The sequence below is a fragment of the Methanobacterium paludis genome, from assembly GCF_000214725.1.
In the GTDB taxonomy this organism is placed as follows: domain Archaea; phylum Methanobacteriota; class Methanobacteria; order Methanobacteriales; family Methanobacteriaceae; genus Methanobacterium_C; species Methanobacterium_C paludis.
Genome location: NC_015574.1, coordinates 968,870 through 992,410 on the forward strand (window position 1 = coordinate 968,870; position 23,541 = coordinate 992,410).

General features: G+C 35.5%; 21 protein-coding genes. 11 read left to right on the forward strand and 10 right to left on the reverse strand.

Features of this window, described 5'->3' with window-relative positions; all coding sequences use genetic code 11:
- Window positions 1-122: 122 nt before the first annotated feature.
- Complete coding sequence (locus MSWAN_RS04415; protein WP_013825410.1) at window positions 123-659, reverse strand: PsbP-related protein; 537 nt, start codon at window positions 657-659, stop codon at window positions 123-125.
- A gap of 304 nt (window positions 660-963) precedes the next feature.
- Between MSWAN_RS04415 and MSWAN_RS04420 the strand changes: the two genes are divergently transcribed.
- Window positions 964-1,917 carry a ribonuclease H-like domain-containing protein gene (locus tag MSWAN_RS04420; RefSeq protein WP_013825411.1) on the forward strand — a complete coding sequence of 318 codons (954 nt, stop codon included), beginning with the start codon at window positions 964-966 and terminating at the stop codon, window positions 1,915-1,917.
- Between the two features lie 120 nt (window positions 1,918-2,037).
- On the opposite strand, the gene polX is transcribed toward MSWAN_RS04420, so the two are convergent.
- Window positions 2,038-3,738: a DNA polymerase/3'-5' exonuclease PolX gene (polX, locus tag MSWAN_RS04425; protein WP_013825412.1), complete on the reverse strand. Its 1,701-nt coding sequence runs from the start codon at window positions 3,736-3,738 to the stop codon at window positions 2,038-2,040.
- A 418-nt stretch (window positions 3,739-4,156) separates the two neighbouring features.
- Between polX and MSWAN_RS04430 the strand changes: the two genes are divergently transcribed.
- The 6 genes from MSWAN_RS04430 (at window position 4,157) to MSWAN_RS04455 (ending at window position 8,614) form a co-directional block, all read left to right on the forward strand.
- Entirely contained in the window at window positions 4,157-5,560 is a 1,404-nt protein-coding gene (locus MSWAN_RS04430) for an amino acid permease (RefSeq protein ID WP_013825413.1), read from the forward strand.
- A gap of 237 nt (window positions 5,561-5,797) precedes the next feature.
- On the forward strand, window positions 5,798-6,283 hold the full coding sequence (gene msrA, locus MSWAN_RS04435) for a peptide-methionine (S)-S-oxide reductase MsrA (protein ID WP_013825414.1): 486 nt from the start codon (window positions 5,798-5,800) through the stop codon (window positions 6,281-6,283).
- 144 nt (window positions 6,284-6,427) lie between these two features.
- The gene (locus tag MSWAN_RS04440; protein ID WP_394295794.1) at window positions 6,428-6,856 is read left to right on the forward strand and encodes a PaaI family thioesterase; all 429 of its coding nucleotides are present in this window, start codon (window positions 6,428-6,430) and stop codon (window positions 6,854-6,856) included.
- An 80-nt stretch (window positions 6,857-6,936) separates the two neighbouring features.
- Window positions 6,937-7,344: a ferritin-like domain-containing protein gene (locus MSWAN_RS04445; protein WP_013825416.1), complete on the forward strand. Its 408-nt coding sequence runs from the start codon at window positions 6,937-6,939 to the stop codon at window positions 7,342-7,344.
- A gap of 228 nt (window positions 7,345-7,572) precedes the next feature.
- Entirely contained in the window at window positions 7,573-7,902 is a 330-nt protein-coding gene (locus MSWAN_RS04450) for a DUF2769 domain-containing protein (RefSeq protein ID WP_013825417.1), read from the forward strand.
- Between the two features lie 334 nt (window positions 7,903-8,236).
- The gene (locus tag MSWAN_RS04455) at window positions 8,237-8,614 is read left to right on the forward strand and encodes a hypothetical protein (protein WP_013825418.1); all 378 of its coding nucleotides are present in this window, start codon (window positions 8,237-8,239) and stop codon (window positions 8,612-8,614) included.
- Window positions 8,615-8,705: 91 nt separating this feature from the next.
- On the opposite strand, the gene MSWAN_RS04460 is transcribed toward MSWAN_RS04455, so the two are convergent.
- Window positions 8,706-9,173, reverse strand: a complete 468-nt coding sequence (locus MSWAN_RS04460) for a hypothetical protein (protein WP_227716994.1) — start codon at window positions 9,171-9,173, stop codon at window positions 8,706-8,708.
- Window positions 9,174-9,266: 93 nt separating this feature from the next.
- Window positions 9,267-9,887 carry a 5-formyltetrahydrofolate cyclo-ligase gene (locus MSWAN_RS04465; RefSeq protein WP_013825420.1) on the reverse strand — a complete coding sequence of 207 codons (621 nt, stop codon included), beginning with the start codon at window positions 9,885-9,887 and terminating at the stop codon, window positions 9,267-9,269.
- Between the two features lie 465 nt (window positions 9,888-10,352).
- Between MSWAN_RS04465 and MSWAN_RS04470 the strand changes: the two genes are divergently transcribed.
- Both MSWAN_RS04470 and MSWAN_RS04475 read left to right on the forward strand, forming a co-directional pair.
- A complete protein-coding gene (locus MSWAN_RS04470; RefSeq protein ID WP_013825421.1) occupies window positions 10,353-11,393 on the forward strand; it encodes a hydroxymethylglutaryl-CoA synthase in 1,041 nt (346 codons plus the stop codon).
- Between the two features lie 167 nt (window positions 11,394-11,560).
- A complete protein-coding gene (locus MSWAN_RS04475; RefSeq protein ID WP_013825422.1) occupies window positions 11,561-12,712 on the forward strand; it encodes a thiolase domain-containing protein in 1,152 nt (383 codons plus the stop codon).
- Between the two features lie 264 nt (window positions 12,713-12,976).
- Here MSWAN_RS04475 and MSWAN_RS04480 read toward each other — a convergent pair whose 3' ends face one another.
- The 6 genes from MSWAN_RS04480 to MSWAN_RS04505 all read right to left on the reverse strand — a co-directional run bounded on the left by MSWAN_RS04480 (window position 12,977) and on the right by MSWAN_RS04505 (window position 20,150).
- Window positions 12,977-13,348, reverse strand: a complete 372-nt coding sequence (locus tag MSWAN_RS04480; protein ID WP_013825423.1) for a rhodanese-like domain-containing protein — start codon at window positions 13,346-13,348, stop codon at window positions 12,977-12,979.
- A 114-nt stretch (window positions 13,349-13,462) separates the two neighbouring features.
- A complete protein-coding gene (locus MSWAN_RS04485) occupies window positions 13,463-14,959 on the reverse strand; it encodes an oligosaccharide flippase family protein (protein ID WP_013825424.1) in 1,497 nt (498 codons plus the stop codon).
- A gap of 497 nt (window positions 14,960-15,456) precedes the next feature.
- On the reverse strand, window positions 15,457-17,097 hold the full coding sequence (gene thsA, locus MSWAN_RS04490; RefSeq protein WP_013825425.1) for a thermosome subunit alpha: 1,641 nt from the start codon (window positions 17,095-17,097) through the stop codon (window positions 15,457-15,459).
- A 224-nt stretch (window positions 17,098-17,321) separates the two neighbouring features.
- Window positions 17,322-17,909 carry a putative ATP-dependent zinc protease gene (locus MSWAN_RS04495; RefSeq protein ID WP_013825426.1) on the reverse strand — a complete coding sequence of 196 codons (588 nt, stop codon included), beginning with the start codon at window positions 17,907-17,909 and terminating at the stop codon, window positions 17,322-17,324.
- A gap of 10 nt (window positions 17,910-17,919) precedes the next feature.
- Window positions 17,920-19,308: a cyclic 2,3-diphosphoglycerate synthase gene (locus MSWAN_RS04500; protein ID WP_013825427.1), complete on the reverse strand. Its 1,389-nt coding sequence runs from the start codon at window positions 19,306-19,308 to the stop codon at window positions 17,920-17,922.
- Between the two features lie 512 nt (window positions 19,309-19,820).
- Complete coding sequence (locus MSWAN_RS04505) at window positions 19,821-20,150, reverse strand: UPF0058 family protein (RefSeq protein ID WP_013825428.1); 330 nt, start codon at window positions 20,148-20,150, stop codon at window positions 19,821-19,823.
- A gap of 283 nt (window positions 20,151-20,433) precedes the next feature.
- Here MSWAN_RS04505 and hisD point away from each other — a divergent pair, with 283 nt between their 5' ends.
- The gene (hisD, locus tag MSWAN_RS04510) at window positions 20,434-21,723 is read left to right on the forward strand and encodes a histidinol dehydrogenase (protein WP_048187912.1); all 1,290 of its coding nucleotides are present in this window, start codon (window positions 20,434-20,436) and stop codon (window positions 21,721-21,723) included.
- A gap of 385 nt (window positions 21,724-22,108) precedes the next feature.
- Entirely contained in the window at window positions 22,109-23,428 is a 1,320-nt protein-coding gene (aspS, locus tag MSWAN_RS04515) for an aspartate--tRNA(Asn) ligase (RefSeq protein WP_013825430.1), read from the forward strand.
- Window positions 23,429-23,541: the final 113 nt, after the last annotated feature.

Sequence of the window (23,541 nt, forward strand, 5' to 3'; positions counted from 1 at the left end):
TGGTATTTTCGCTAGACAATTAGTAAGTTAAAAATGCATTAAAATTAAATTAAACTAAGAATTGCTTAAAACTATTGAAACTGTTTTATAATAAACTAAAATAAAAAAAGGGTTAAAAAATTTTACTGAGGTTTAAAACTATTAATTACCACATCATAGTACTTTTGCTGACTCTGTGCATCCTTGTTAACTGTTGCAAGCATTATAAGGTAGATGAAGTTGTCTTTTTCAAAGTCTACAAATTTGATTTGAGCTGTTGTATTGTTGGTTTGTGTATTATATGTACTTTCATTGGCGGTTATACCATTCACAGTTCTTGTTGTGCTTGTTCCATTAGTCTGGTTTAAGTTTTTTAATAAACTACTTTTAATGCTGTCCATGGTCATATTACCGGTTTTTGCTACTCTAACAACTATGGCAGCATCACCACTTGTGCCATTGTTGCCAGTGAATTCTGGATCCGAGATGGTTATAATGGTTTTGTTTGCATTAACTGAACTGGTAAGATTCCATGTATCTGGATATTCAAAGGATACTCCTCCAGCTGCATATGTTTTTGTTGGTATCTGGGATGTTTGGTTGGTGTTTTGGTAGGCACATCCTGACACAAAAACTACTAGAGCCACAAGGGCTATTGCAAATATGTAATATTTTCTCACATTATTACTCTCCAGTATTAATATGTTTAATTATATGTTTACTTCAATGATAAATATCTTATCTTATAATTAGAAAAGTAAAAGGATTTTAGAGATATACAAGAAAATTTAAAATAAAAACTTATATATAGATTCAAGAAACCATACTATCAAAAAAGATCAAAGTTTACAAGAAATTTTAGTAAAATAAGATTATACAAAGTCTAAACAAGTTTGGACAAAGAATTTAAACAATAAGATGAAGGATATAAATTTAGATATAAATTATTCAATCAAACTTATTCGATAACATGTAGGAGAAACCATGTCATTTTACGATGATGAAGATGCAGGAAAATTAAAGGAAAAACTCTTGAAAAAACATGAAGGAGTCTCTGTTGAAGATTTTTTCAAAGGTGAAGAGTTTGAAACTAAATATGGACCTTGCTATAAAATCACAGACCATACAAAATTAAAGTTAAACACGATAAATAAAACTAAAGCTAAAAAAGAATTATTAACTGATTTAAAATTGTTAAAGGGTATTGGAGAATCAAAAGAGAAAAATTTAAGGAAAAATGGGTATGATACAATCCAGGACCTTACAGAACATCCCAGATTCTGTGATGAGGCTTCCCAATTTTTAGAAATCATTGATGGATGTGATTCTTCAAAGATATCAGAATGGATATGTCGCTGGTATCCCAAATCCCATCCTCTCATGCTCTGTTCATCTGGTTTTCGTGAAATTGAAAACTTCCTTTTTATGGATATAGAAACCCTGGGACTTAAAGACGTGCCTCTGATATTAATAGGTGTTGCAGAAATCACTGGTGAAGATGTAGAGGTAAACCAGTATCTTTTAAGGGATTTACACGAAGAAAATGCGGTTCTTGAAGCGTTTCTGGCACATCTAAACGATGAAAGTGTTTATGTAACATTCAACGGTCAGACTTTTGATGTTCCCTACATCAAAGACAGGTTAATATATTACGGTATTAAGCAAAACATCCGAAAACCCCATTTAGATCTTATGCATTTTTCAAGGCGTGCATGGGGTGATGAACTGCCTAATTGCAGGCTTCAAACACTTGAAAAACATCTTTTTGGAATGGAACGTGAAGGAGATGTGCCAAGTAGCCAGGTACCTGATTTCTATAAAACCTACATGAAAACTGGTAATATAGGGCCTTTGGTCCCAATAATAGAGCACAACAGGGAAGATGTTGTAACGCTAGCTAAACTTCTATCCCGACTTAATGATGAGGTTGAGAGTTAACAAGTTGACAAAGCATTTTTTTAGCGTCAATCTTCCTTTAACCTCATTTCCCTTTAGTAATCATTCACTTAGAAATCATTCACTTAGAAATCATTTCCCTTTAACATCAATTCCTGAAAGTTAACTTAAAAGTTTTTCAAGCTTTTTAAGAGGCAAAGTGTTGATTATATCCTTTGATTCTGCCCAGCCACGCCTTGCAGTTGATGTTCCAAGTTTCATGTAACTGAGCTGGTCCAGGTTATGGGCATCTGTATTTATTACAAGTTTACAACCCTCTTCAATGGCTCTTTTGATGTTTATGTCTTTCAGATCCAGCCTGTTGGGTTGGGAGTTCACCTCAAGAAATGTTCCAGTCTCCTTTGACACCTCAAATATTTTTTCAAGGTCAAGTTCGTAAGCCATTCTATAATGAATTTTCCGGCCGGTGGGGTGTGCTATTATGTTCACATGTTCATTTTCCATGGCACTTACTATTCTACCTGTTAATTTTTCTCTGCTCTGCCTGAAGCCAGAGTGAAGAGCCGCAACAACGATGTCCATGTTTTCCAAAAGTTCGTTACTCACATCCAACCTACCTTCTGAATCTATGTTCACCTCAACACCCTTGAGAACTATTATTTCATCCAGATTCTGGTTTAATTTATCTATCTCTTTAATCTGTCTTTTTATACCATTTTCATCCATTCCACCGGCTATTTTAAGGCTGCCCGTATGATCAGTTACCGCAATGTACTCATAGCCAAGTTTTCCCGTTTTCTGGGCCATATCCTGAATTGAGGCATCTCCATCACTCCACTTGGTATGTATCTGCAGGTCTCCCATTATCTCGTTGTATTCAACAAGTTTTGGAAGCTTACCCTTAAGTGCTGCTTCTATTTCGCCTCTGTTCTCCCTTAATTCTGGTTCAATATACTGCATTCCCAGCTTTCGGAAAACTTCCTCTTCTGTTTTACCTGCAATCTGCTTTTCATCCATGTAAACTCCGTATTCGTTGAGTTTGAGGCCATTACGAATTGCGATCTTTCTCATATCAATGTTGGTTTCCTTGGAACCTGTAAAGTAGAGGAGTGCAGAACCGAATGAATCTTCATTGAACACCCTGATGTCGACTTGAACTCCATTTTTAAGTCGTATTGTGGATTTTAAGAGTCCCTTAACAATGATTTTCCCGACCTCATCCATACTGGTGAAATAATCCATGACTTGCTTTGGTTTGTCAGTTACAACGAGTATGTCTATATCTCCGACAGTTTCCTGCATCCTTCTTATTGATCCTGCAATTTCAACATCAGAAACATCAGATTTTTCAAGTTCTTTTTTAATACCTTCTGCCAGGGGAAGGATCTGGCCTAGGAGCGTCCTACCTGTGGTTTTCCTTGCAAATTTCAAGTTTTCAATTATCTGGTGTTCCTTTTTATCCCCCATACCCTTTAATCTTCTGATTCTATGTCTTTTTGCTGCCTTTTCAAGGTCTTCCAGGTTTTTTATTCCAAGCTCATCGTAAAGTAGTTTGATGCTTTTTGGCCCCAAACCTTCAATGGCAACCAGGGCTTCAAAGTCAACAGGAAACTCTTTTTTAAGATTTTCGTAGTATTCAAGTGATCCTGTATCGATTATCTCTTCAATCTTCTTTGATAAGTTCTTTCCAATTCCAGGGAGTTCCTCAAGCTTTCCTTCATTTCGAACGTCTTGTATATCCCGTGATAAAAATTCCACAGTATGAGCTGCTCTTCTATAAGCCTTTGTTCTGAAGTCCACACCGTCCATCTCCAATAAATCAGCTATTCTGTTGAGAATGGTTGCAACTTTTCTGTTTTTCATCCCTCGTTCACATCTCTTTTAGTTTCACAATTTAAACATTATGCAGTAGTTTGAGTTCGATCAAGAAACTGGCCAACGAACAATCTTTAATTTAATGCTTAATTCCCATTTAAACTCCCATTTTTGTTTATCTTTTTTATTATCTGTTGTTTATCATTCTAAAATCATTCTAAAATATCCTATTTTATTTCAAATATTAATTATATTAATAAAAATAAAATATCAATCAAGATTAAATTTTCATTAAGTAAAAAGTAACTGAAAAAAAAAGAAATTCATACTTCTAAAATTCATAATCTTTTCAAATAAAATGGATATAAAAGAGATTTTGATGAAATGATAAGTATTCCATTTAACATGGTTATCCAATTGGTTCTATTTTGATTTAAAATAGTTGAAGTAGCTACGATGTGATACCGTGAAACGGAAAATATTCTGGAAGAAACCCCTTAACCAGCTGATTGAGGTTAGCTCTGGCGATCAGGGACTTAAAAAAGTATTAGGTCCTGGAGGTCTGCTTTTAATGGGTATTGGGGCCATAATTGGCGCAGGAATATTTGTAGTTACAGGAATTGCTTCTGCAGACTATTCGGGCCCTGCAATCGTCATATCATTTGTCATTTCGGGCTTGGCTTGCTTGTTCACGGCTCTCTGCTATTCTGAATTTGCTTCCATGATTCCCGTTGCAGGAAGTCCGTATACCTATAGCTATGTAACACTTGGAGAAATTTGGGCATGGATAATAGGTTGGGACCTTATTCTAGAATATCTGGTTATAGTTGCAGCTGTAGCGGTCGGCTGGTCTGGTTATGTTGTTAACGTATTTGCATCTTTCGGTCTGACCCTACCTGCAGCTCTCATCAATCCCCCTGGCGTTGAAGGGGGAATTATAAACCTTCCAGCAGTCATTGTCATAGTTTTCATTACTGGGCTTATTGTCCGCGGTGCGAAGGAGAGTTCCAACTTCAACGCAGTTATAGTACTAATTAAACTGGCTGTTATTCTACTTTTTGTCATAATAGGCTTAAATTATATAAATCCTGCAAATTACCATCCTTTTATGCCCTACGGTTGGAGCGGTGTATTTAAAGGTGCTGCCATCATATTCTTTGCTTACATAGGTTTTGATGCCATAACAACCGCTGCAGAAGAAGTTAAAACTCCTCAGAGAACTATTCCCATTGCAGTTCTAGGTTCCCTTCTTATCAGTTCCATACTCTACATTGCAGTAGCAGCTGTCCTGAATGGTATGGTTCCATACACAGAATTTAAATCAACAGCTGCTCCTGTGGCTTTTGCCATCCAGAAGGTTGGAATTCGTTGGGCGGATATAATCGTATCCATAGGGGCATTATGCGGAATAACTTCAGTTCTACTTGTAAACTTCTTCGGACAGACAAGAGTATTCTTTGCAATGTCCCGAGATGGTCTATTTCCTGAAACATTTTCCAGGCTTCATAAAAACTATAAAACACCAATCAATGGCATAATACTTGTAGGGGCAATTGTATCTATGATTGCAGCTTTTATTCCCTTAACAAGTATAGTGGAGCTTGTTAACATCGGAACACTTGCAGCTTTCATCATTGTATCTGCAGCTGTGATTGTTTTAAGAAGGCAGCAACCGGAAATAAAACGGCCGTTTAAGTGTCCACTGGTGCCATTGGTCCCTGCAGTTGCAATAATCTTCTGCCTCTTCCTGATAACCCAGCTTCCAACAGTGACGCATTTAAGGTTTGTTGTCTGGCTTATAATTGGATTATTTGTTTATTATTTTTACGGGAGACGTAAAAGTTCTCTTACTGGAGAACACACATCTTAACCTTTTTAGATGTTGATAAACCTTAAAAAAGGATTTATTTTAATATCCTGATTTATGCCATTTTTCTAAGTTGCTGTTCTAAAAGTGTTTTTTTTATTTTACAAAAATAGGTATTTGTAATAAATCATATATATTTAGTAAATAGAATTTGATAGAAAAGATATAACATTCTGTTAAGGGGGATAATTCTATTAAGATGAATAACTGCCCTTAAAATATCCCATTTGGAGGGATTAAATGGATGATATGAATTTAAAAAAGGCAAGCTTTGCTGCAGGATGTTTTTGGGGTGTTGAAGCAGCTTTCAGGCAGTTGAAAGGCGTTGTAGACACACGGGTCGGTTATATGGGTGGAAATTTTGAAAATCCTAAATATGGTGATGTTTGTTCCGGAAGGACAGGGCATGCTGAGTCAGTTGAAGTTACCTATGATCCTTCGATCATATTATATGATGAGCTCCTGGATGTCTTCTGGGAGCTTCATGACCCCACAACACCCAACAGACAGGGGCCTGATATTGGGGAACAATACCGTTCTGTGATCTTTTACCACAATGAAGAACAGAAAAAACTTGCAGATGCTTCAAAGAAGAAACTGCAGGGTTCAGGAAGATATAAGGATGATATAGTAACTGAAATTGTTCCAGCTTCAAAGTTCTGGACTGCAGAAAAGTACCACCAGCGATACCTTGAAAAGAGGGGAAGAAGGTTTTGCGGGCTTTAAAGCGTTAGATCCAATTAGATTAATCAATAAAGCTTTAATCAAATAATCAAGTTCTAATTAATTGATGAGATTTTAAATTAAGTGCATGGTCATTGATATAAAAACCATTTAAGAATATTAAGAATTGGATAAAAAAAATCTGAAGTGTTCAAATTGTTGGAAACAGAGCAAATAAGAAAATTTTTCAAAAAGGACAGGTTTGCTAAATCCCTGGGTATAAAGCTTCTGGAAATTTCAGAAGGTGGGGCTAAAACCAAAATGGAAATAAACGATGAACATTTAAACGGCATCGGCACGGTTCATGGAGGTGCACTATTCACGTTGGCAGATTTCACCTTTGCAGTAGCAGCAAACTCACATGGACGTGTAACTGTGGCCATAAATGTTAACATATCGTATATGAAAGCCGTAAGCCGGGGTACATTGACTGCAGAGGCTCGAGAAATATCTTTAAACCCTAAACTTGCAACTTATACCATAGATATCACAGATGAAGATGGAGAACTAATTGCCATATTTCAGGGGTTGGCTTACAGGAAAAGGGAGAAGATAAAGGTATCTGTGACTGATTAAGGTGGATCAGACTGATAAATGGATCATATAATTTTAATATAAAATTATCTTCATTTAAAAATCAAATGGGGGTTTAATTTTTGGAGAAAGAAGAAATAATTCGCCTTTTGAATATAGACTTCGTAAGGGAACTTGAAGCCTCAATGATATACGTCCAAAACTCATTTCTCATGGAGAAATGTGACCCGAGCAGGGTTACAGAAGCCATAGCTGTGGATGAGATGAGACACATGTGGTGGCTTGCAGATCTCATAACTGCAAGGGGTGGAAAACCCACCATGGAACATAAAGAGCTTAATTTTGGGGCTGATAATCTTAAAAGTCAGTTGGAACGTCAGATAGAACAAGAAACTGAGGGAATAGATGTTTACACTCAGCAAATTGAAATAATTGATGATGAAGAGGTTGTAGGGGTCTTAAAACACATACTGGATGAAGAGAAGAGACACAGGAAAGAGTTTAAGATGAGGCTTGAAGAGTTGATTTAAAATTTAATTTATGGGTTTGCTTTGAACTTATGACATGAATAATGAGATAACTTATTTTTAATTTTCAATGGTTTTAAACATATTTTTAATTTTTTGCACGGTTTAATCTTCTTTTTATGGATATTTAAATGGTTTAAAGAAGTTTTATTAATCTTTTAAAATTAAATATTATGAAAAAGAGATAAATAATTAGTGTAAATTTCATTCATATAACTGGGGGTTATAACTATGGATGAATTCGAAACAAGGCTTGGTGAATTAATAAGAATGTCCGAAAAGGATCGCGATGATGCCATAATGGAATTTAAAACACAGTGTAACTGTCCAAATTGTCCATCGTACAATGAATGTGCTAAAAATGCTATGGAAGGTTTATTCTGTGTTCTTGGAAAAAGTGCAGGATGTATAAGTGATTTAAAGGGATGTGAATGCCCCAACTGTCACATTGCAAAGTTGCTTGATGTGGGTGAAATATTCAATGGTTACTGTGTAAATGGAAGTGAAATGGTTCAGCGTGAAAAACTACACGAAATTGACATTATAACCGGCGGTGAATAAACCATTCATAAATAGACTTATAAGATAAATAGACTTATGGACAAACTTATTTAAAAATAAGGTAACACTATCAAAAAATAGATTCAGATAAAAATAGAGTGGGAATAAAATAGAATTTACATTCTTAGAATTATTATTATTTTTTTTGGTTTCTACCAGCATTGAAGTTTATCAGCAAAATTATCTTCGTTGAAGTATTCATGAAAACGCATAGATCATGTTTAAACATATTTAAATGAAAATAGAAAACTATTATAAATTGTAAATAGTATTTAAAGCCTTAAAAGTTGAAGGCTCATTTAAGTAGATTAAATTGTCCAATGGAGATAATAATATGGAAATGGAAGATGAAAAACTGGAAGAACTTCAAGAACAGCTCATATTAATTTATAAGTTTATATCTCAACATAATAGGCTGAAAAGGTTCTATTATGAAGGGGTAGAATTTAATGAACCTATAAAAGGTGACGATGCCACAATCCGTAAGCTTTTAGAACTTGGAGATGCTGAAGATGTGCTTCAAAGTTGTATCCTTGAATTGGAGGAACAAAAAACAGGTAAAAATACTGGAGATGAGGATGTTGATAGTAAGGTTAAATTTAATGAGATCATGGATTCCTATGATCTAAACGCATTATTCAAAAAATATGGTATGAAAAACCTTAACGATGTTGGAATGCTAGATATGAAGCGAATTTTAAGTTTTTTATAATTTAATTGTTTATTTTTGGTATTTTGGGTTGTTTTTGATTTAATTTTTAATTTTTCATCACATGTTAAATCGCTAAGATCGATATAAAAAATCAATATAAAAAGTGTTCTAAAATCTTTAATATAAATTTTAAAACTTCAACAATGGTTAAAACAACCATAACTATCATTATAACTATCAAAGCGAACTTCAGTGAAAAAACCACATATTCCTGGCTGAAATTAAACGGGAACACCACATAAAAGGTGTAAGTCACAAAAAAACCTAAAAAATGCATAATAGCCTGCATTACATTGCGGAACCATGATTGGCTGTAGATAAGAAATAATATGTTCCCGGTTATTGTAACGATGACTGAAAGATTAAAAATCAATAAAACATCCCTGAACGTCCCTGTTATGAATGAAATGTTCCATGGGGGAATGCTGTTGAAAATGTAAAGCAGAATAAGGTTAACTATAACTGCAATGATATAACTGGATTTTTTAGGTTCCTCTCTTTCTTTAATTAAAAATTTAAGACTTTTGTGTGCGTTTAAATGATCTTGGTTTTCATCCACTTTATCTCCCATCCTAGCTCTTCCATTTTCTGAGATTTCTATCTAATTTCAGCCTATTCACTTATTCCTTTTCTTTATCTGCTCTTTACTTATTCAATTTCCTTTACCTATTCCTATTACCCTTTCAGGAGTTATTATCATATTTATTTTTTGATCATGGACTTCTCTGGGAACTTTATCCACAATCTGGGTTTCATGAACTGTCGTTGCAATGACCGTATCTTCATCAATGGATTTTTCCTTGAAAAGATGAGATATTTCAGTATCCCCGTAACCTTTACCCTTTCCAAGTCGGCCTCCAGACATATCAACCGCAACAGATCCTTCAACAACTAGATCCACCTTTGGAAATGTTTCGATTGTTTCACCAAACCTAAAGGCTCCTTCCTTTGTTGAGGCTATCTTCTCATTTCCACGGGCATCTGAAGCCCGGATTAAGATGTAACCTCTTTCAAGGTTGGGTGAAGCCATGATCAAGGTTTTATAATCAAGTAATGTGTATTCACGCACCTTCTTTTGGGCTGAATCTGGACTTGAAAATATAACACTCGATTTTTTCCATTCTGCGGTGCTTCTCAACACCCCTGCGGCTAGATCCGATCCATAAAAATCCGGTATCCTACCATGCCAGTTTTTAGGATATTTTGAGATTTTCTTTCTTTCTAACGTGTCCCATATAAGATTTCTCATTTCCTCTTTGTTTTTTAAATTCATACAGCCTCACTTAAACTTTATTCTGTTTTCAATACACTTATTTTTATTTGAAAATTATTGGTGATTTTTTTTATATGGATATGATTTCTAGAAAAAAATAATTTTATAATATTTCTACAATTTTTTTATTAAAAAAATTAAAATTAGATAAAATAAATTCAAAAAAATACATTAAGTGCTATTAAGGTTTAAAATGGATTATTCAATGATTATTAAAGATATTATCAAGATTTAATCTTTCAAATTCGGTTTCTATAATTAACCATGCCAACATTTATATAGGATGTTCAACAACAACTTATTATATATAAATTTCTTACTTTTTATAAAATTTAAAAATTAAATTAAAAATCTCATTAAAAAATCGTAATCTTTATTTTTAAAGAAGATTAACATAAAAGCACTTACTAAACAGAATTAGAAAATTAGATGGATTATTAACTATTTTAAACGGTCGTGATAATAATGTCAGGAATTGTAGGATATGGAGTTTATGTACCTTCATACAGAATTAAGGTTGAAGAAATAGCAAAAGTTTGGGGAGACGATCCCAAAGCAATTTCAAGGGGATTGGTTGTAAATGAAAAATCAGTTCCAGCCCCTGATGAGGACACAGCAACGATATCAGTTGAAGCAGCTCGTAGTTCACTTAAACGTGCCATGATAGACCCTCAAAAGATCGGAGCAGTTTACGTGGGTTCAGAATCACACCCCTATGCTGTTAAACCGACAGCAACAATAGTGGCAGAAGCAATAATGGCCTCACCAGAGTTAACTGCAGCTGACCTTGAATTTGCGTGTAAAGCAGGTACTGCAGGTATGCAGATGTGTATGGGTATGGTTGATTCCGGTTTAGTCGAATATGGTCTGGCTATCGGTGCAGACACATCACAGGGTGCTCCCGGGGATGCTCTTGAATACACTGCATCAGCAGGAGGAGCAGCCTACATTATAGGAAAGGCAAATACAATAGCAGACTTTGAGGGAACCTACAGTTTTACAACAGACACCCCTGACTTCTACAGAAGGGAAGGAAAACCTTACCCACGTCATGGTGGAAGGTTCACAGGAGAACCAGCTTATTTTAAACATGTGCTTTCAGGTGCAAAAGGTTTATTTAAAAAGATGGGAACAGAACCATCTGATTACGATCACGTGATTTTCCATCAACCAAACGGTAAATTTTACATCCGTGCTGCAAAAAAACTCGGATTCAAAGAAGAACAGTACAAAACAGGTTTATTAACACCTTTCATTGGAAACACCTACTCCGGTGCAACACCTCTTGGTCTTGCAGCCGTTCTTGACATTGCAGAACCTGGAGATCGTGTGATGGCAGTTTCATACGGTTCTGGTGCTGGAAGCGATGCATTCAGCATAACAGTAAACGATAGGATAGATGAAGTAAGGGAAAATGCACCTAAAGTAAGAGACATGGTTGCAACTAAAACCTACGTTGACTACGCAGTTTACGCTAAATATAAAGGAAAATTAAGAATGGCTTAAACCATTCCTTTCTAATTCTTTTAGAAAAATTTATAAAAAGATAACAGCTTATCAAACAAAGCTTTATCAAAGATATAATGGAATTTAAAAATTTTACAAAAATTTAAATTTTTACAAGTTAATTCAACAAAAAGGAATAAGGATATTAAATAAATGGGGGAATTTATTTGAGAGATGTTGCAATTATAGGAGTCTCACAGACTAAATTTGGAGAACTCTGGGACATATCATTCAGAGATCTGATAGTTGAAGCTGGATTGAATGCCATTGATGATGCAAACATTGAAGGTGACGACCTTGATGCCATGTATGTTGGAAACATGTCTGCAGGTCTTTTTGTTGGCCAGGAACATATAGCATCTTTAATAGCAGATCATTCTGGATTAACACCAATCCCATGTGCACGTGTTGAAGCAGCATGTGCATCAGGAGGATTGGCATTACGTAATGGTATAATGGCTGTTGCATCTGGTTTTCACGATATAGTGATTTCAGCAGGTGTTGAAAAAATGACCGACGTTGTTGATGCAACTCCAGCCATTGCAACTGCATCAGACCAGGAATGGGAAGCCCAACAGGGTGTTACGTTTCCATCACTCTATGCAATGATGGCAAGGAGACACATGTATAATTACGGAACAACCAGGGAACAGCTTGCAATGTTTTCAGTCATAAACCATAAAAACGGTGCAAAAAACCCGCGTGCCCAGTTCCAAAATGAGATCACAGTGGACAAGGTTCTAAACTCAAGCATGGTTGCAGACCCATTAACACTTCTTGACTGTTCACCAGTCTCAGATGGAGCTGCAGGAGTTATACTCTGCCCTGCAGAGGATGCAAAAAAATACACAGACACCCCAATATATGTTAAGGCATCAGCCCAGGCTTCAGGAACAATAGCACTCCAGAACAGACATGACATAACAACAATTGATTCAACGGTACATGCAGCACGTAAAGCCTACGAAATGGCCGGTATGACTCCAAAGGACATAGATGTTGCAGAAGTTCACGACTGTTTCAGCATAAACGGGCTCCTTGCACTGGAGGACCTTGGATTTGTTGAGAAAGGACAGGCTGGGCCTGCTGTTGAGGATGGTTTCACTGAACGTGATGGAACACTACCAATAAACCCATCTGGAGGTCTTAAAGCCAGAGGACATCCATTGGGTGCAACTGGAATTGCACAGGCTGCTGAAATTGTATGGCAATTAAGAGGAGAAGCTGATAAAAGACAGGTCGATGGTGCTGAGATTGGTATGACCCACAACATCGGTGGAACTGGCGGAACAGCTGCTGTGCACATATTATCACGCTAAGCCATATATTATGGCGTAATAAAGCAGATACTAATATAAAACTAAAAACAAAAATGTTTAATTAGGATAAACTATTAAAAAATAGTTAAAAACGCGTTTAACCGCGTTTAAATTCTTTTTTTTGAGATATACTATTTTAAGTTAATTTTTATTCCTATTTTATTCTTATTTTATCACTATTCGATCTCTTTAATTTACTTTATCTATTGTTAATTATTCAATTTCTTTTATTCAATTCCTTAATTCAAGATATCCATCGTACAATCATTTTACAATTGGAAGTCCTTTTTTCATCCAACCTTTTATTCCACCTTCAACGTTGTAAACATCGGTAAAGTTAAGTTTTTTCATAATATCATAAGATTTAGCACTCCTAACACCGGATCTACAGTATAAAATATATGTTTTAGTTTTATCCATTTCCTCGATAACTTTTTTAAAATTATTTGATTTATAATCAATATTTTTAGAGCCCTCAAGATGACCATCCCCGTATTCAATAGGGGTTCTAACATCGAGGATAACTAGATTGGAGTTATTTTTATTTTCATTTACCAGTGAAAACGCTTTTTCTGGAGTTATATTCTTTAAATCTTCCTTTTGAGTTTTTTTACCAAATTTAAATATTTTAAACATTTTTGTGCCCCTCCTAAAAAGATAATCTGTTGCGATCTTGAATTTGATAAAAGTGCTGCTGCATATGAGTAACGTTAAGTATTTTAATTTTATCTAATTTAAACTCTTATCATTCTATTTTGAAAACCAGCCCAGATTTTTAAAAGGTTTATAGATAGCTACAAGTATATCTAAAAGAATACTTTTGAAGAAAATGACTTCATCTTTTCTGATACCACCCAGAACCCCTAAAATAAGGATGTAGATCACAGAACACATTGAAGCGGAAAGAATGATATCTAAAGGACTTTTGGGGTTTGAAATAACTAAAACTATGGACATCAAAACGGATGCCCATATACTCTTTGCCAGGAATCCGAAATAAAATGTACACCTGATGTATTTAAATGAATAGATCACTGTAAGAGCGAAGGATAGTATGTAAACTCCCAAGGTTGTGAGTGCCACTCCCATGATCCCGAAGCGGTACCCCAGTGTAATGTCCAGTATCACGTTTAGGATGGTTGATAGTATCCATATATTTCCTGTGATCTGTGTTTTTCTCTCAAGAACAACTATCTGGGATATTATACCATAAACTCCGAAAAAAATACCGCCCAGGGCGATTATGGGCGTTATAAAATATCCATTTAATGCTATCTCTGGTGTGGAAAGTATGAGAAGGATGGGTTTTGCAAGGATGGATAAACCAAAGGCTGTTGGTATTGAAACCATTAAAAAGAATTTTATGGAATGGTTTAGGAGACGTTTAACTTCAAAAATTCGCTTTTCAGCGTAATATTTTGATAAAATGGGGAGTAAAACTGTGTAAAAAGGGGATAATATCAAAGATATTATGTTTCCAAGTAAGTATCCTGCAGAATAGTAACCCACAAATGAAAGTCCCAAAAGCAGTCCTATGACGTAACGGTCTGTGATGTCCAGCACCCAGAATGAAATATTGCTTGGAATGGTCGGCAGTCCAAAGTTTAAATATTCCTTTATATTACCCAACTTTGGAATTTTAAACCCTATCCTGGACAGTATAATGGAGTACATTACTAAAACTGTGATTATCTGGATGATAAGTACTGCAATTACAGCTCCAACCAGCCCGTATCTCATTGCAATAAAAATACCGACCAGGATCACGGTGAGATATGCCTGCAACATTGTGAAGAAGGAGTAAATCTTCATCAGTTGAAAAGTCCTGAAATAATCAAAAAGAAGCAGTATCAAACCGTTTAAAAATATTGCTGAGGATAAAATAAAGGAAATAAGAATATTTCCCTGGAATAAAAGATCTGCAATAGGTTTTGCAAGGATCAAAAATATTAACGATACTATTAGGCTTCCAAGTATCACCATAAATGCGATGGAGTAAAATGCTTCCCGAATTTCGTCTTTGTTCCGGGTTGCGGCCAGAAATCTTACCATTGTGTAGGGCAGCCCAAGTGAGGCTATGGCCGGGATCAGGGTTATTGTTACTATAAACTGGTTCCATGCACCATATTCCTGCGCTGTGAGTGTTTGGGTCAAGATAGGAAGCAGAATAAGTGGGCTTAAGCTTGCAAGAATGCTGGTTATTCCAACCACACCAATTTGTTTTACGAAGAGTTTGTATTCTTGCATTTATCCACCTATATAATCTATTCAAAGACTTGGTAGTGAGGATATGGTAAGATTTAGATTCTAAAAAAATTCACATTGAATGAATGTGCTATTAATTCTTATGTAAAAGTTATCATTAAATCCTTTCTATTGATAAAATTTGTAAAATTAAGTAAATTGTGGTGCACAAAATGAACATATTTTAAAATTAGCTTCAAAATTAGGGATGAAATGATTGAATGATTTAACTTTTTAATCTCAATGTTTTGAATATCATCATGATACGTAAACTAAGATTTGGGATTTTTTTTGGATATATAAAAAATGAAATAGAAAATATGAATCTCAAAAAACTGAAATAATGAAAGTAGAAAATAAATAGAATTTCAAAAAATTAAAAATCAGAAAATAAATGAAAATAGAATTTCAAAAAACGTTTAAAAAAAAATTAAAAAAATTAGAAAATAAAAAATTAGAAATGGGTTAACGTAGGTTAGGACTTGTCACTTTTGACGTAATTACATCATTGGTGGCATTCCGCCGGCTCCGCCCATTCCAGCTGCAGCCATTTCCTCTGGGCTTGGTTTTCCAGAGCTTGAGGATGCTATTATGTCATCAATTCTTAGGATCATCTCTGCAGCTTCGGCAGCTGACCTGATGGCCTGTTTTTTGACACGTTTAGGCTCTATGACTCCACCAACTTTCATGTCTATTACATCTCCAGTGAAGACGTTTAGACCCATGTATGGGGAATGTTCCTGTGAGGAGCGAAGATCCACAAGTGCATCAATGCTGTCAAGTCCTGCGTTTTCTGCGAGTGTTTTTGGAATAACTTCGAGTGCTTCTGCAAATGCAGTTACTGCGAGTTGTTCCCTTCCACTTATGGTGTCAGCATAGTCTTTTAAACCTTTTGCAATTGCAATTTCTGGTGCTCCACCGCCGGCAACTACCTGTCCATCTTCTACTGTAGCTGCGACAACACCTATTGCGTCTTCAACAGCTCTTTCTATTTCTGCTGCAACGTGTTTGGTACTTCCTCTGAGTATTATTGATACTGCTTTTGGATCTTTGCATTCCTCTACGAATATGAGAACTTCATCGAATATTTTTTTCTCATATACACGACCAGCCTGACCTAAGTCTTCTGGGTTGAGGTCTTCGATATTTGTTGCTACCCTTGCACCTGTTGCTTTCTCTAATCTTTCTATGTCAGATTTTCTAACCCTTTTAGCAGCCATTATTCCCGCTTTTGCAAGGTAATGCTGTGCTAGGTCATCTATGCCTTTTTGACAGAATAGAACGTTTGCTCCACTTGCAATGATCTTGTCGACCATGTCCCTTATCATCTGTTCTTCCTGTTCTATGAAGGCTTGCATCTGTGATGGTTCTGTGAGTTTGATTTTAGCGTCAGTTTCGAGGTCTTTGACTTCAACAGGGTATTTAAGGAGTGCTATTTTTGCGTCCTGAATATCCTTTGGCATGGATGGATCTATCCTGCTTTTGTCTATTACAACACCGTTTACTATCTGGGATTCCTCAACTGAAGCTCCCTGGATCCTCTGGATGTTGATGTTGTCTTTGTCAACTTCACCGTCTTCTTCAACCTGTTTAACAGCACTTACAATGAGATTTGCTAATGGTTCTCTTGCTTTTTCTGTTCCTTTTCCTGTCATTGCGGTCATTGCAACCTGCAGAAGTGTTTCACGGTCTGCAGCGTCGATTGCAATGTCATCAAGAATTTCAAGGGCTTTTTCAGCAGCTCTTCTGTATCCCATTGTAATGACTGTTGAGTGTATGTCCTGTTCTATGAGTCCTTCTGCCTTTTTCAGGAGTTCACCAGCTATTACAACTGCTGTGGTTGTTCCATCTCCAACTTCATCTTCCTGGGTTTTTGCAACTTCTACAAGCATTTTTGCTGCAGGATGTGCAATGTCCATCTCTTTAAGGATGGTTACACCGTCGTTTGTTACAACAATATCTCCCATACCGTCCACGAGCATTTTATCCATTCCTTTTGGACCTAATGTTGTTCGGACTGTTTCTGCAAGTACTTTACCTGCCATTATATTATTTCTTTTAGCATCTCTTCCCAGAAGTCTTGATGTATCTTCGGGTAATATAAAAATTTGCTGGCCTTGGCCGCCATTTTGTTGTGCCACATTATCATCTCCGTTTAACTCTGTACTTGATCAGTGGGTTAGAGGTTCTATAAATAGTTTGCGATCAGGGGTTTGTCTAAGTTTATTTGAAATACATTTTTAAAAGATTTTTCAGCAAAATTTATGGAAAAAAGAATTTCAAAACCCTAAAACCAAATTTAATTGATTTAAATTATTAGTTTAATTAATATAACTTCTTTATAATATATTTCTTTATAACATATTTATTTTTGTTTATTTATTTCTGTATCCTTTAAAATGTATTTGAATTCCCATAAGAATTTCCCCTTTGATTCACTTCCGGATAAGTGCTCCATTTCATGGGATATTCCATATGCACTCGATCCCTCAAAGATTAAAGGGCCTTGCATATCTTTAATTGTTATTTTCATGGTAAAAGGATCCAAAACAGCATTTATTATACGTTCTGCATCTACTTTTACACGGAAAGGTCTTTCAACAATCTCACGATCCTTTTTATTTCCACATTTCTCGAGGCGGCGAACTCTACCAGTTTCTTTAAGTATTCGTGGATTTAAAAACAAAAAAACCTTTTCCAGAGTGTAGCCTTCCATTTTATCCGCATTATAACGCGTAATTTTCTCTTTAATCGCCATGGCGTTTACAGAATCTGTTTTAAGACTCCAGTCACCACCAAATTTGATCGAGAATAAAAAGGGTAAAAAAGCATCTTCAGGGATTTCAAGATTTTCTATAAGTTTTTTTTCTTGAATACCAAAAGATAATTGTTTTAAAAGTTTTTTGTACTCTAATTTATATTCTTTTTGATGATTCAGAATGTTTGGATCCAACAAATCACCTTTATGCACCAGTTCTTGTTTCAAATGCAGTTATGGCACTGTCAACAACCTTTATTATGGCTTCAGGTAGACTTTCATAGTTCCCTTCAATGACAAGGGGTATGTTGTCGCAATAAACAACTTCAAGCCCAGCTTTAAGGGCATCTTTGGTTGCAACGTCAACTGCAGCAGCCTTAAGTTCGGTAAGCATAACATCTGCTTCATCGATGTATTTCTCGATGTCATTTTGCAGTAAAGGTCTGTTAGACAAGTGTGATGTTGTACCAACTATTTTACAGTCATAGTTACTCTCAAGATGTTCTATGAGTACATCTTTTATCGAGTCGGGTGCAGTCGTTGCAAATAGCACGTTTTTGCCGGTTATGTCTGCAAGGGCTTTGGGCCTGAAAACTGTTGGTATGACTGTTGCATTGGGATTTATACTTTTTATGAATTTTATGATCCGTTTAACCTTATTTGAACTTGCCATTGGCTCTTCGCACATTGTTAAAACCACGAGATCAGCCATTTTTATCCTGAAGGGTCCAAAGAAATTTTCGATATTGATTAGGGGTTGGTTAGCACCTACTAGCACAACGTGTTTATCTGTTTTTATTGGTGGAATGGCCGCTCCACTTCCTTCGATTATAATGAAGTCAGCATCAACTTCGTTTGCAATTTGGGCTCCCTTTTTCATGTTGGTTATGAAAACATCTCCAACCATTCCTCCGCCACATCTTCTACATCCTATTGTAAGAATTCGGCTCATTAATGCGTCTTCCCAGTGGTCTGATGCTGCATGAACTCCTTTGTCAGACTGTTCCATGAGATACTGTGGTGTTATTTCTATTTTATCCCCGTGCACAATTTCAGGTTCTTCTGGGCCGCCTCTGCCCATTGCAACCACGCAGGGGTTATACTCTTTTTTATGAATAAGTCTGGCTGCGTATGCAGATACTGCAGTTTTCCCTATTCTTTTACCGGTTCCAAGTATCTTAAACGATGGTTTTTTAAGAATATCATGTTCTGAAATAGGATAAAATTTAAAATCAGGGCCTTCATAGGGAATTCCCATATCAAGCACAATTGTTGCGATTTTGAACCTCTTTGAGTAGTCTACTATGGGTTCATCGCTTAGATCCATAACAACATCGGCATCATATTCTTCTATGACTTTACCTATGATATCGTAGGGTATTTCATGTGGATTATCCCCGAAATGGACGGGTCTTCCAAGTTTTTCAATAACTCCCTCTTCTGAGGTTTCCCTTAACTTTTCGGTGCCACCTATGAAAACAACTGCAACAACTTCGTTGTGTTCAAGGTTATCCAGCATGTCAAGGGCAGATTTTGTGACGGGTAAATAATGTTCTCCGTCAACTAAGCATACCATTTTTCTTATAGTTTTCATGGTGATACACTCATTCAACTTTAATATAACTTAATAACTCTTAAGAATTTAAAAATTGTTAGGTTTGATATAATGTTAAATAACAGCGTTAAATTAATTATACGTACAATACGTGCAATTTATATTTGCATATAAGTTCTAATTTATATGATATTAAAATAACCAAGTATAAACCGAAATGTAATTTAGATTAGTAAATTTAGATTAAATTATCAATTTTTAACAACCAAATGATATGGATTAATGAACCGAATTCTATTCCAGATCGAATTCTATTCCAAATTCTAATTTTATGATCAATGAAAAATATGTATAAATATGATTATCTTGATTATTTTTATTATGGTTATGATGATTATAATAATTACTGTTTATTTGTATTACAATTTTTATTTTAATTTAACATATTATAATTAATCCATTTTACGTTACAATTATTTTTAATCAAACGTTTATATCAATTTTTACTTTTATTTACTATTTTTCTCATTTTCATTTCAGTTGAAGTTTTGTTACATTTTTATTTTTTGTTTCTGGTATTTTAAAGCATTTTGGTCTTGAAATCTCAGCAACTCTTTTTTAGACCGTTTCACAAGTTCAGCCAGCCCATTAGGGACATTAGAAGAAGTTCCATCGTTGTTTTTTGCGATTATTTCAGAAATAGCTGCGGATAATACAAAAATAGCATGTTTGTGTTCGGCTTTTGTTCTGTGAATGTGGTGAGGGCTTATATTGAGACATAAATATTCTTTACATTCCTCTTTTACTTCATATTCCTCATCAAGATACTTTAAAACGAATACCAGAAATTGATGCAGTTGTATAAGCTCATCCTTGTACATATTTACCAGACACCCTCTTTTAAATCATAAATGATATGATTCACATAACATGTTATTTATACTTTGGTACAATACATCTTTATATAAAAGGAGCAATAACAAAGTGATATTTGTTATTAACAGGTATGAACATGCTAATAGAATCTTTAATATCATTACAGATAAAGTTTTTGAATAGAATAAAATAATAATAAATCAAAAAAAACAAAATAAATAAAATTCAGATAAAATATTTAACTTTAACATATCAATCAGGTTTTTGTACAAAAATGGTAGTGGTACAGTGGAAATCATAAATTTTAATGATAATGAAAAAAGCAAATTATTAAAGCGCTCCCAACTTGATGCTGTGGATGTTATCAGCACTGTTCAAGATATAATAAATGATGTAAGAGCAAGAAGGGATGATTCGCTTAGATATTATACAGAAAAATTTGATAGGGTTAAACTGGAGAATTTCCAGGTAAAAAAGGAAGAAATAGAAAAAAGCCTTTTAAACGTGGATGATAACATAATCAAAGCCCTTAAAAAAGCTGCAAGTAATATAGAAAAATTTCACAGGGCTCAAATACCATCCGAATGGTCTATAGAAGTTGATGGAGGTATAAATGCTGGTCAGATAGTTCGCCCTCTTGAAAAAGTCGGATGCTACATACCTGGGGGTAGAGCAGTATATCCATCCACAATTCTCATGACAACGATACCTGCAAAGATTGCAGGAGTTTCCAGGGTTATATGCTGCACACCACCACAGCCCAATGGCAAAGTAAGTGATATAATCCTTGCAGCTGCACATATTGCAGGTATTGATGAAATATATATGGTTGGGGGAGCCCAGGCCATAGCTGCCATGGCCTATGGAACAGATAGCATTCCTAAAGTTGATAAAATAGTTGGACCTGGAAATATATTTGTTACGGCCGCTAAAAAGCTTGTGTACGGTGAAGTTGATATTGATTTCCCTGCAGGCCCATCTGAAGTTCTCATAATTGCAGATGAGACTGCAAATCCAGATTATATAGCACTTGACCTCATGGCTCAAGCAGAACACGATCCAAATGCTGCATCAGTTCTTGTAACAACATCAAAACGTCTTGCTGAGACTGTAAGTGCAGAAATAGATGATAAAATCCATAACATGAAAAGAGAAGAGATAATAAGAGAATCGCTTAACAAATACGGCAAAATAATTGTTGTTGATTCCATTGATACTGCCAGTAAATTTTCAAACGAATACGCTCCAGAACACCTTCTCATAATGACAGAAGATCCCGAAGGGGTTCTTAAGGATATAACCAATGCAGGATCCATATTTTTAGGAAATTTAACTCCCGTAGCTGCGGGAGATTACGGTTCTGGAACCAACCATGTCCTCCCAACGTCGGGGTGTGCAAGGATGTACTCAGGTTTGTCTGCAGAGTCATTTTTGAAAAAGCCAACAGTCCAAAGACTTTCCAAGGATGGGATCTTGAATCTAAAAGACGTTGTTGTTTCCCTTGCAGAGTATGAAGGACTTTATGCCCATGCAGAATCCTTTAAAAAACGTGCTTTGGATGTTGAGAAGATGGACTGAAACTTTGAGTGATGGTTGAAAACAGATCATAAATTCATAGATCCTGGAATTGGAAGAGTATTATATTATAGATCAAATAGAAGATCAAATCATTATTATTACTTATCAAAAAAATGTATCAATTAGGTTCTTAGCTCAAATTGATTATATACTGGATATGATAAAACTATAATAGAATTCAAATATTCTTTAAATATTCTTTTCGTATCCTATTGTGAATGGGCCATTATGAATGGATTTCATTCAAAGAGAATTTTTCAAGAATTTTATTCAAAATAATGAGTATTAAGAATTTAGTTAAAACAGGTTAAATAACCGTCAATTTTACTTAATATTCAATAAGTAGATCTAAAATTTATTAAAATTTATTTAGAGGTGAATTATATTGACAGATTCATTGGAAAACTGGAGAAGAACCCACTACTCAGACAAAGTTAAAAAAGAGTTAAAAGGAGAAGATATCATCCTTATGGGATGGGTACATGAGATCAGAGACCTTGGAGGAATAATATTTGTCCTTTTAAGGGACAGAGATGGTATTATGCAGATAACAGCTCCAAGCAAGAAGATCTCACCTAAGCTTTTTGAAGATATAAAGAAATTGAAAAAAGAAGCAGTAATAGCTGTTAAAGGTATTGTACAGGAGTCTCCAAAGGCACCCAACGGTGTTGAGATCATCCCTGAAGAGATAAAATTTTTAAACGGATCCAAACTGCCCCTTCCTCTGGACACCACAGGTAACGTCCATGCTGAGATTGATACCCGTCTTGATTCAAGGTATCTGGATCTCAGAAAACAGAATGTAAGTGCAATATTCAAGATAAAAAGTAGGATGTTCCATTCTATAAGGAAATTCCTTGAAGAAAAGGATTATCGCGAGATAAACACACCAAAACTTGTTGCATCAGCCACAGAAGGTGGAACAGAACTTTTCCCAATAACCTACTTTGAAAAAGAGGCATTTTTAGGACAGAGCCCACAGCTCTACAAACAGATGATGATGGCATCTGGTTTTGACAAAGTATTTGAAATAGCACCAATATTCCGTGCTGAAGAACATGACACACTCCGCCATCTCAACGAAGCCATCTCAATAGATCTAGAAACAGCATTCACAGACCATGAGGATGCCATGGAGATCCTTGAAGAACTCATTCAAAGGGCAATTCAAGATGTTAAAGAGCACTGTGGAGACGCACTCAAAACCCTTGAAGTGGATTTAAAAGTGCCTGAAATACCATTCCCTCGTGTAGACTACGATGATGTGGTTGATATTGTAACTTCAAAGGGAGTGCTTATGAATTACGGTGAAGACCTTTCAAGAGCAGCTGAAAAAGCTATGGGTGAAGTTATGGATGGATATTACTTTATCACAGGATGGCCAACAGCAATAAAACCGTTCTATGTAATGCCAGGTTCAGAAGACCCTGAAAAAAGCTGTGCATTTGATTTAATGTACAAAGACCTGGAAATATCATCCGGAGCCATGAGGATACACAACTACGACCTGCTTGTTCAGCAGATGAAAGATAAAGGATTAAACCCTGATTCATTTGAAACCTATCTTCAAGCATTTAGATATGGAATGCCGCCACATTCAGGATGGGGTGTAGGTGCTGAAAGGTTCACAATGAGCATAACTGGCGTAAAGAACATAAGGGAAACTGTTCTCTTCCCCAGAGACAGGAGACGGCTCACACCTTAATAATTCTTTCAAAAAAAAATTGATCAATATTGATAAAATTGATCAAATACTTTTTTTTATTTTTTGAGAAATTTGATATTTAAGGAAGTTCAAGAATATTTTAGAAGTAAATT

Bases quoted from the DNA above. Each gene is read 5' to 3' on its own strand.
- MSWAN_RS04420 (WP_013825411.1), top strand. From the start codon at position 964: ATGTCATTTTACGATGATGAAGATGCAGGAAAATTAAAGGAAAAACTC.
- polX (WP_013825412.1), bottom strand. From the start codon at position 3,738: ATGAAAAACAGAAAAGTTGCAACCATTCTCAACAGAATAGCTGATTTA.
- msrA (WP_013825414.1), top strand. From the start codon at position 5,798: ATGGATGATATGAATTTAAAAAAGGCAAGCTTTGCTGCAGGATGTTTT.
- MSWAN_RS04450 (WP_013825417.1), top strand. From the start codon at position 7,573: ATGGATGAATTCGAAACAAGGCTTGGTGAATTAATAAGAATGTCCGAA.
- MSWAN_RS04455 (WP_013825418.1), top strand. From the start codon at position 8,237: ATGGAAATGGAAGATGAAAAACTGGAAGAACTTCAAGAACAGCTCATA.
- MSWAN_RS04465 (WP_013825420.1), bottom strand. From the start codon at position 9,887: ATGAATTTAAAAAACAAAGAGGAAATGAGAAATCTTATATGGGACACG.
- MSWAN_RS04470 (WP_013825421.1), top strand. From the start codon at position 10,353: ATGTCAGGAATTGTAGGATATGGAGTTTATGTACCTTCATACAGAATT.
- MSWAN_RS04480 (WP_013825423.1), bottom strand. From the start codon at position 13,348: ATGTTTAAAATATTTAAATTTGGTAAAAAAACTCAAAAGGAAGATTTA.
- MSWAN_RS04485 (WP_013825424.1), bottom strand. From the start codon at position 14,959: ATGCAAGAATACAAACTCTTCGTAAAACAAATTGGTGTGGTTGGAATA.
- MSWAN_RS04500 (WP_013825427.1), bottom strand. From the start codon at position 19,308: ATGAAAACTATAAGAAAAATGGTATGCTTAGTTGACGGAGAACATTAT.
- MSWAN_RS04505 (WP_013825428.1), bottom strand. From the start codon at position 20,150: ATGTACAAGGATGAGCTTATACAACTGCATCAATTTCTGGTATTCGTT.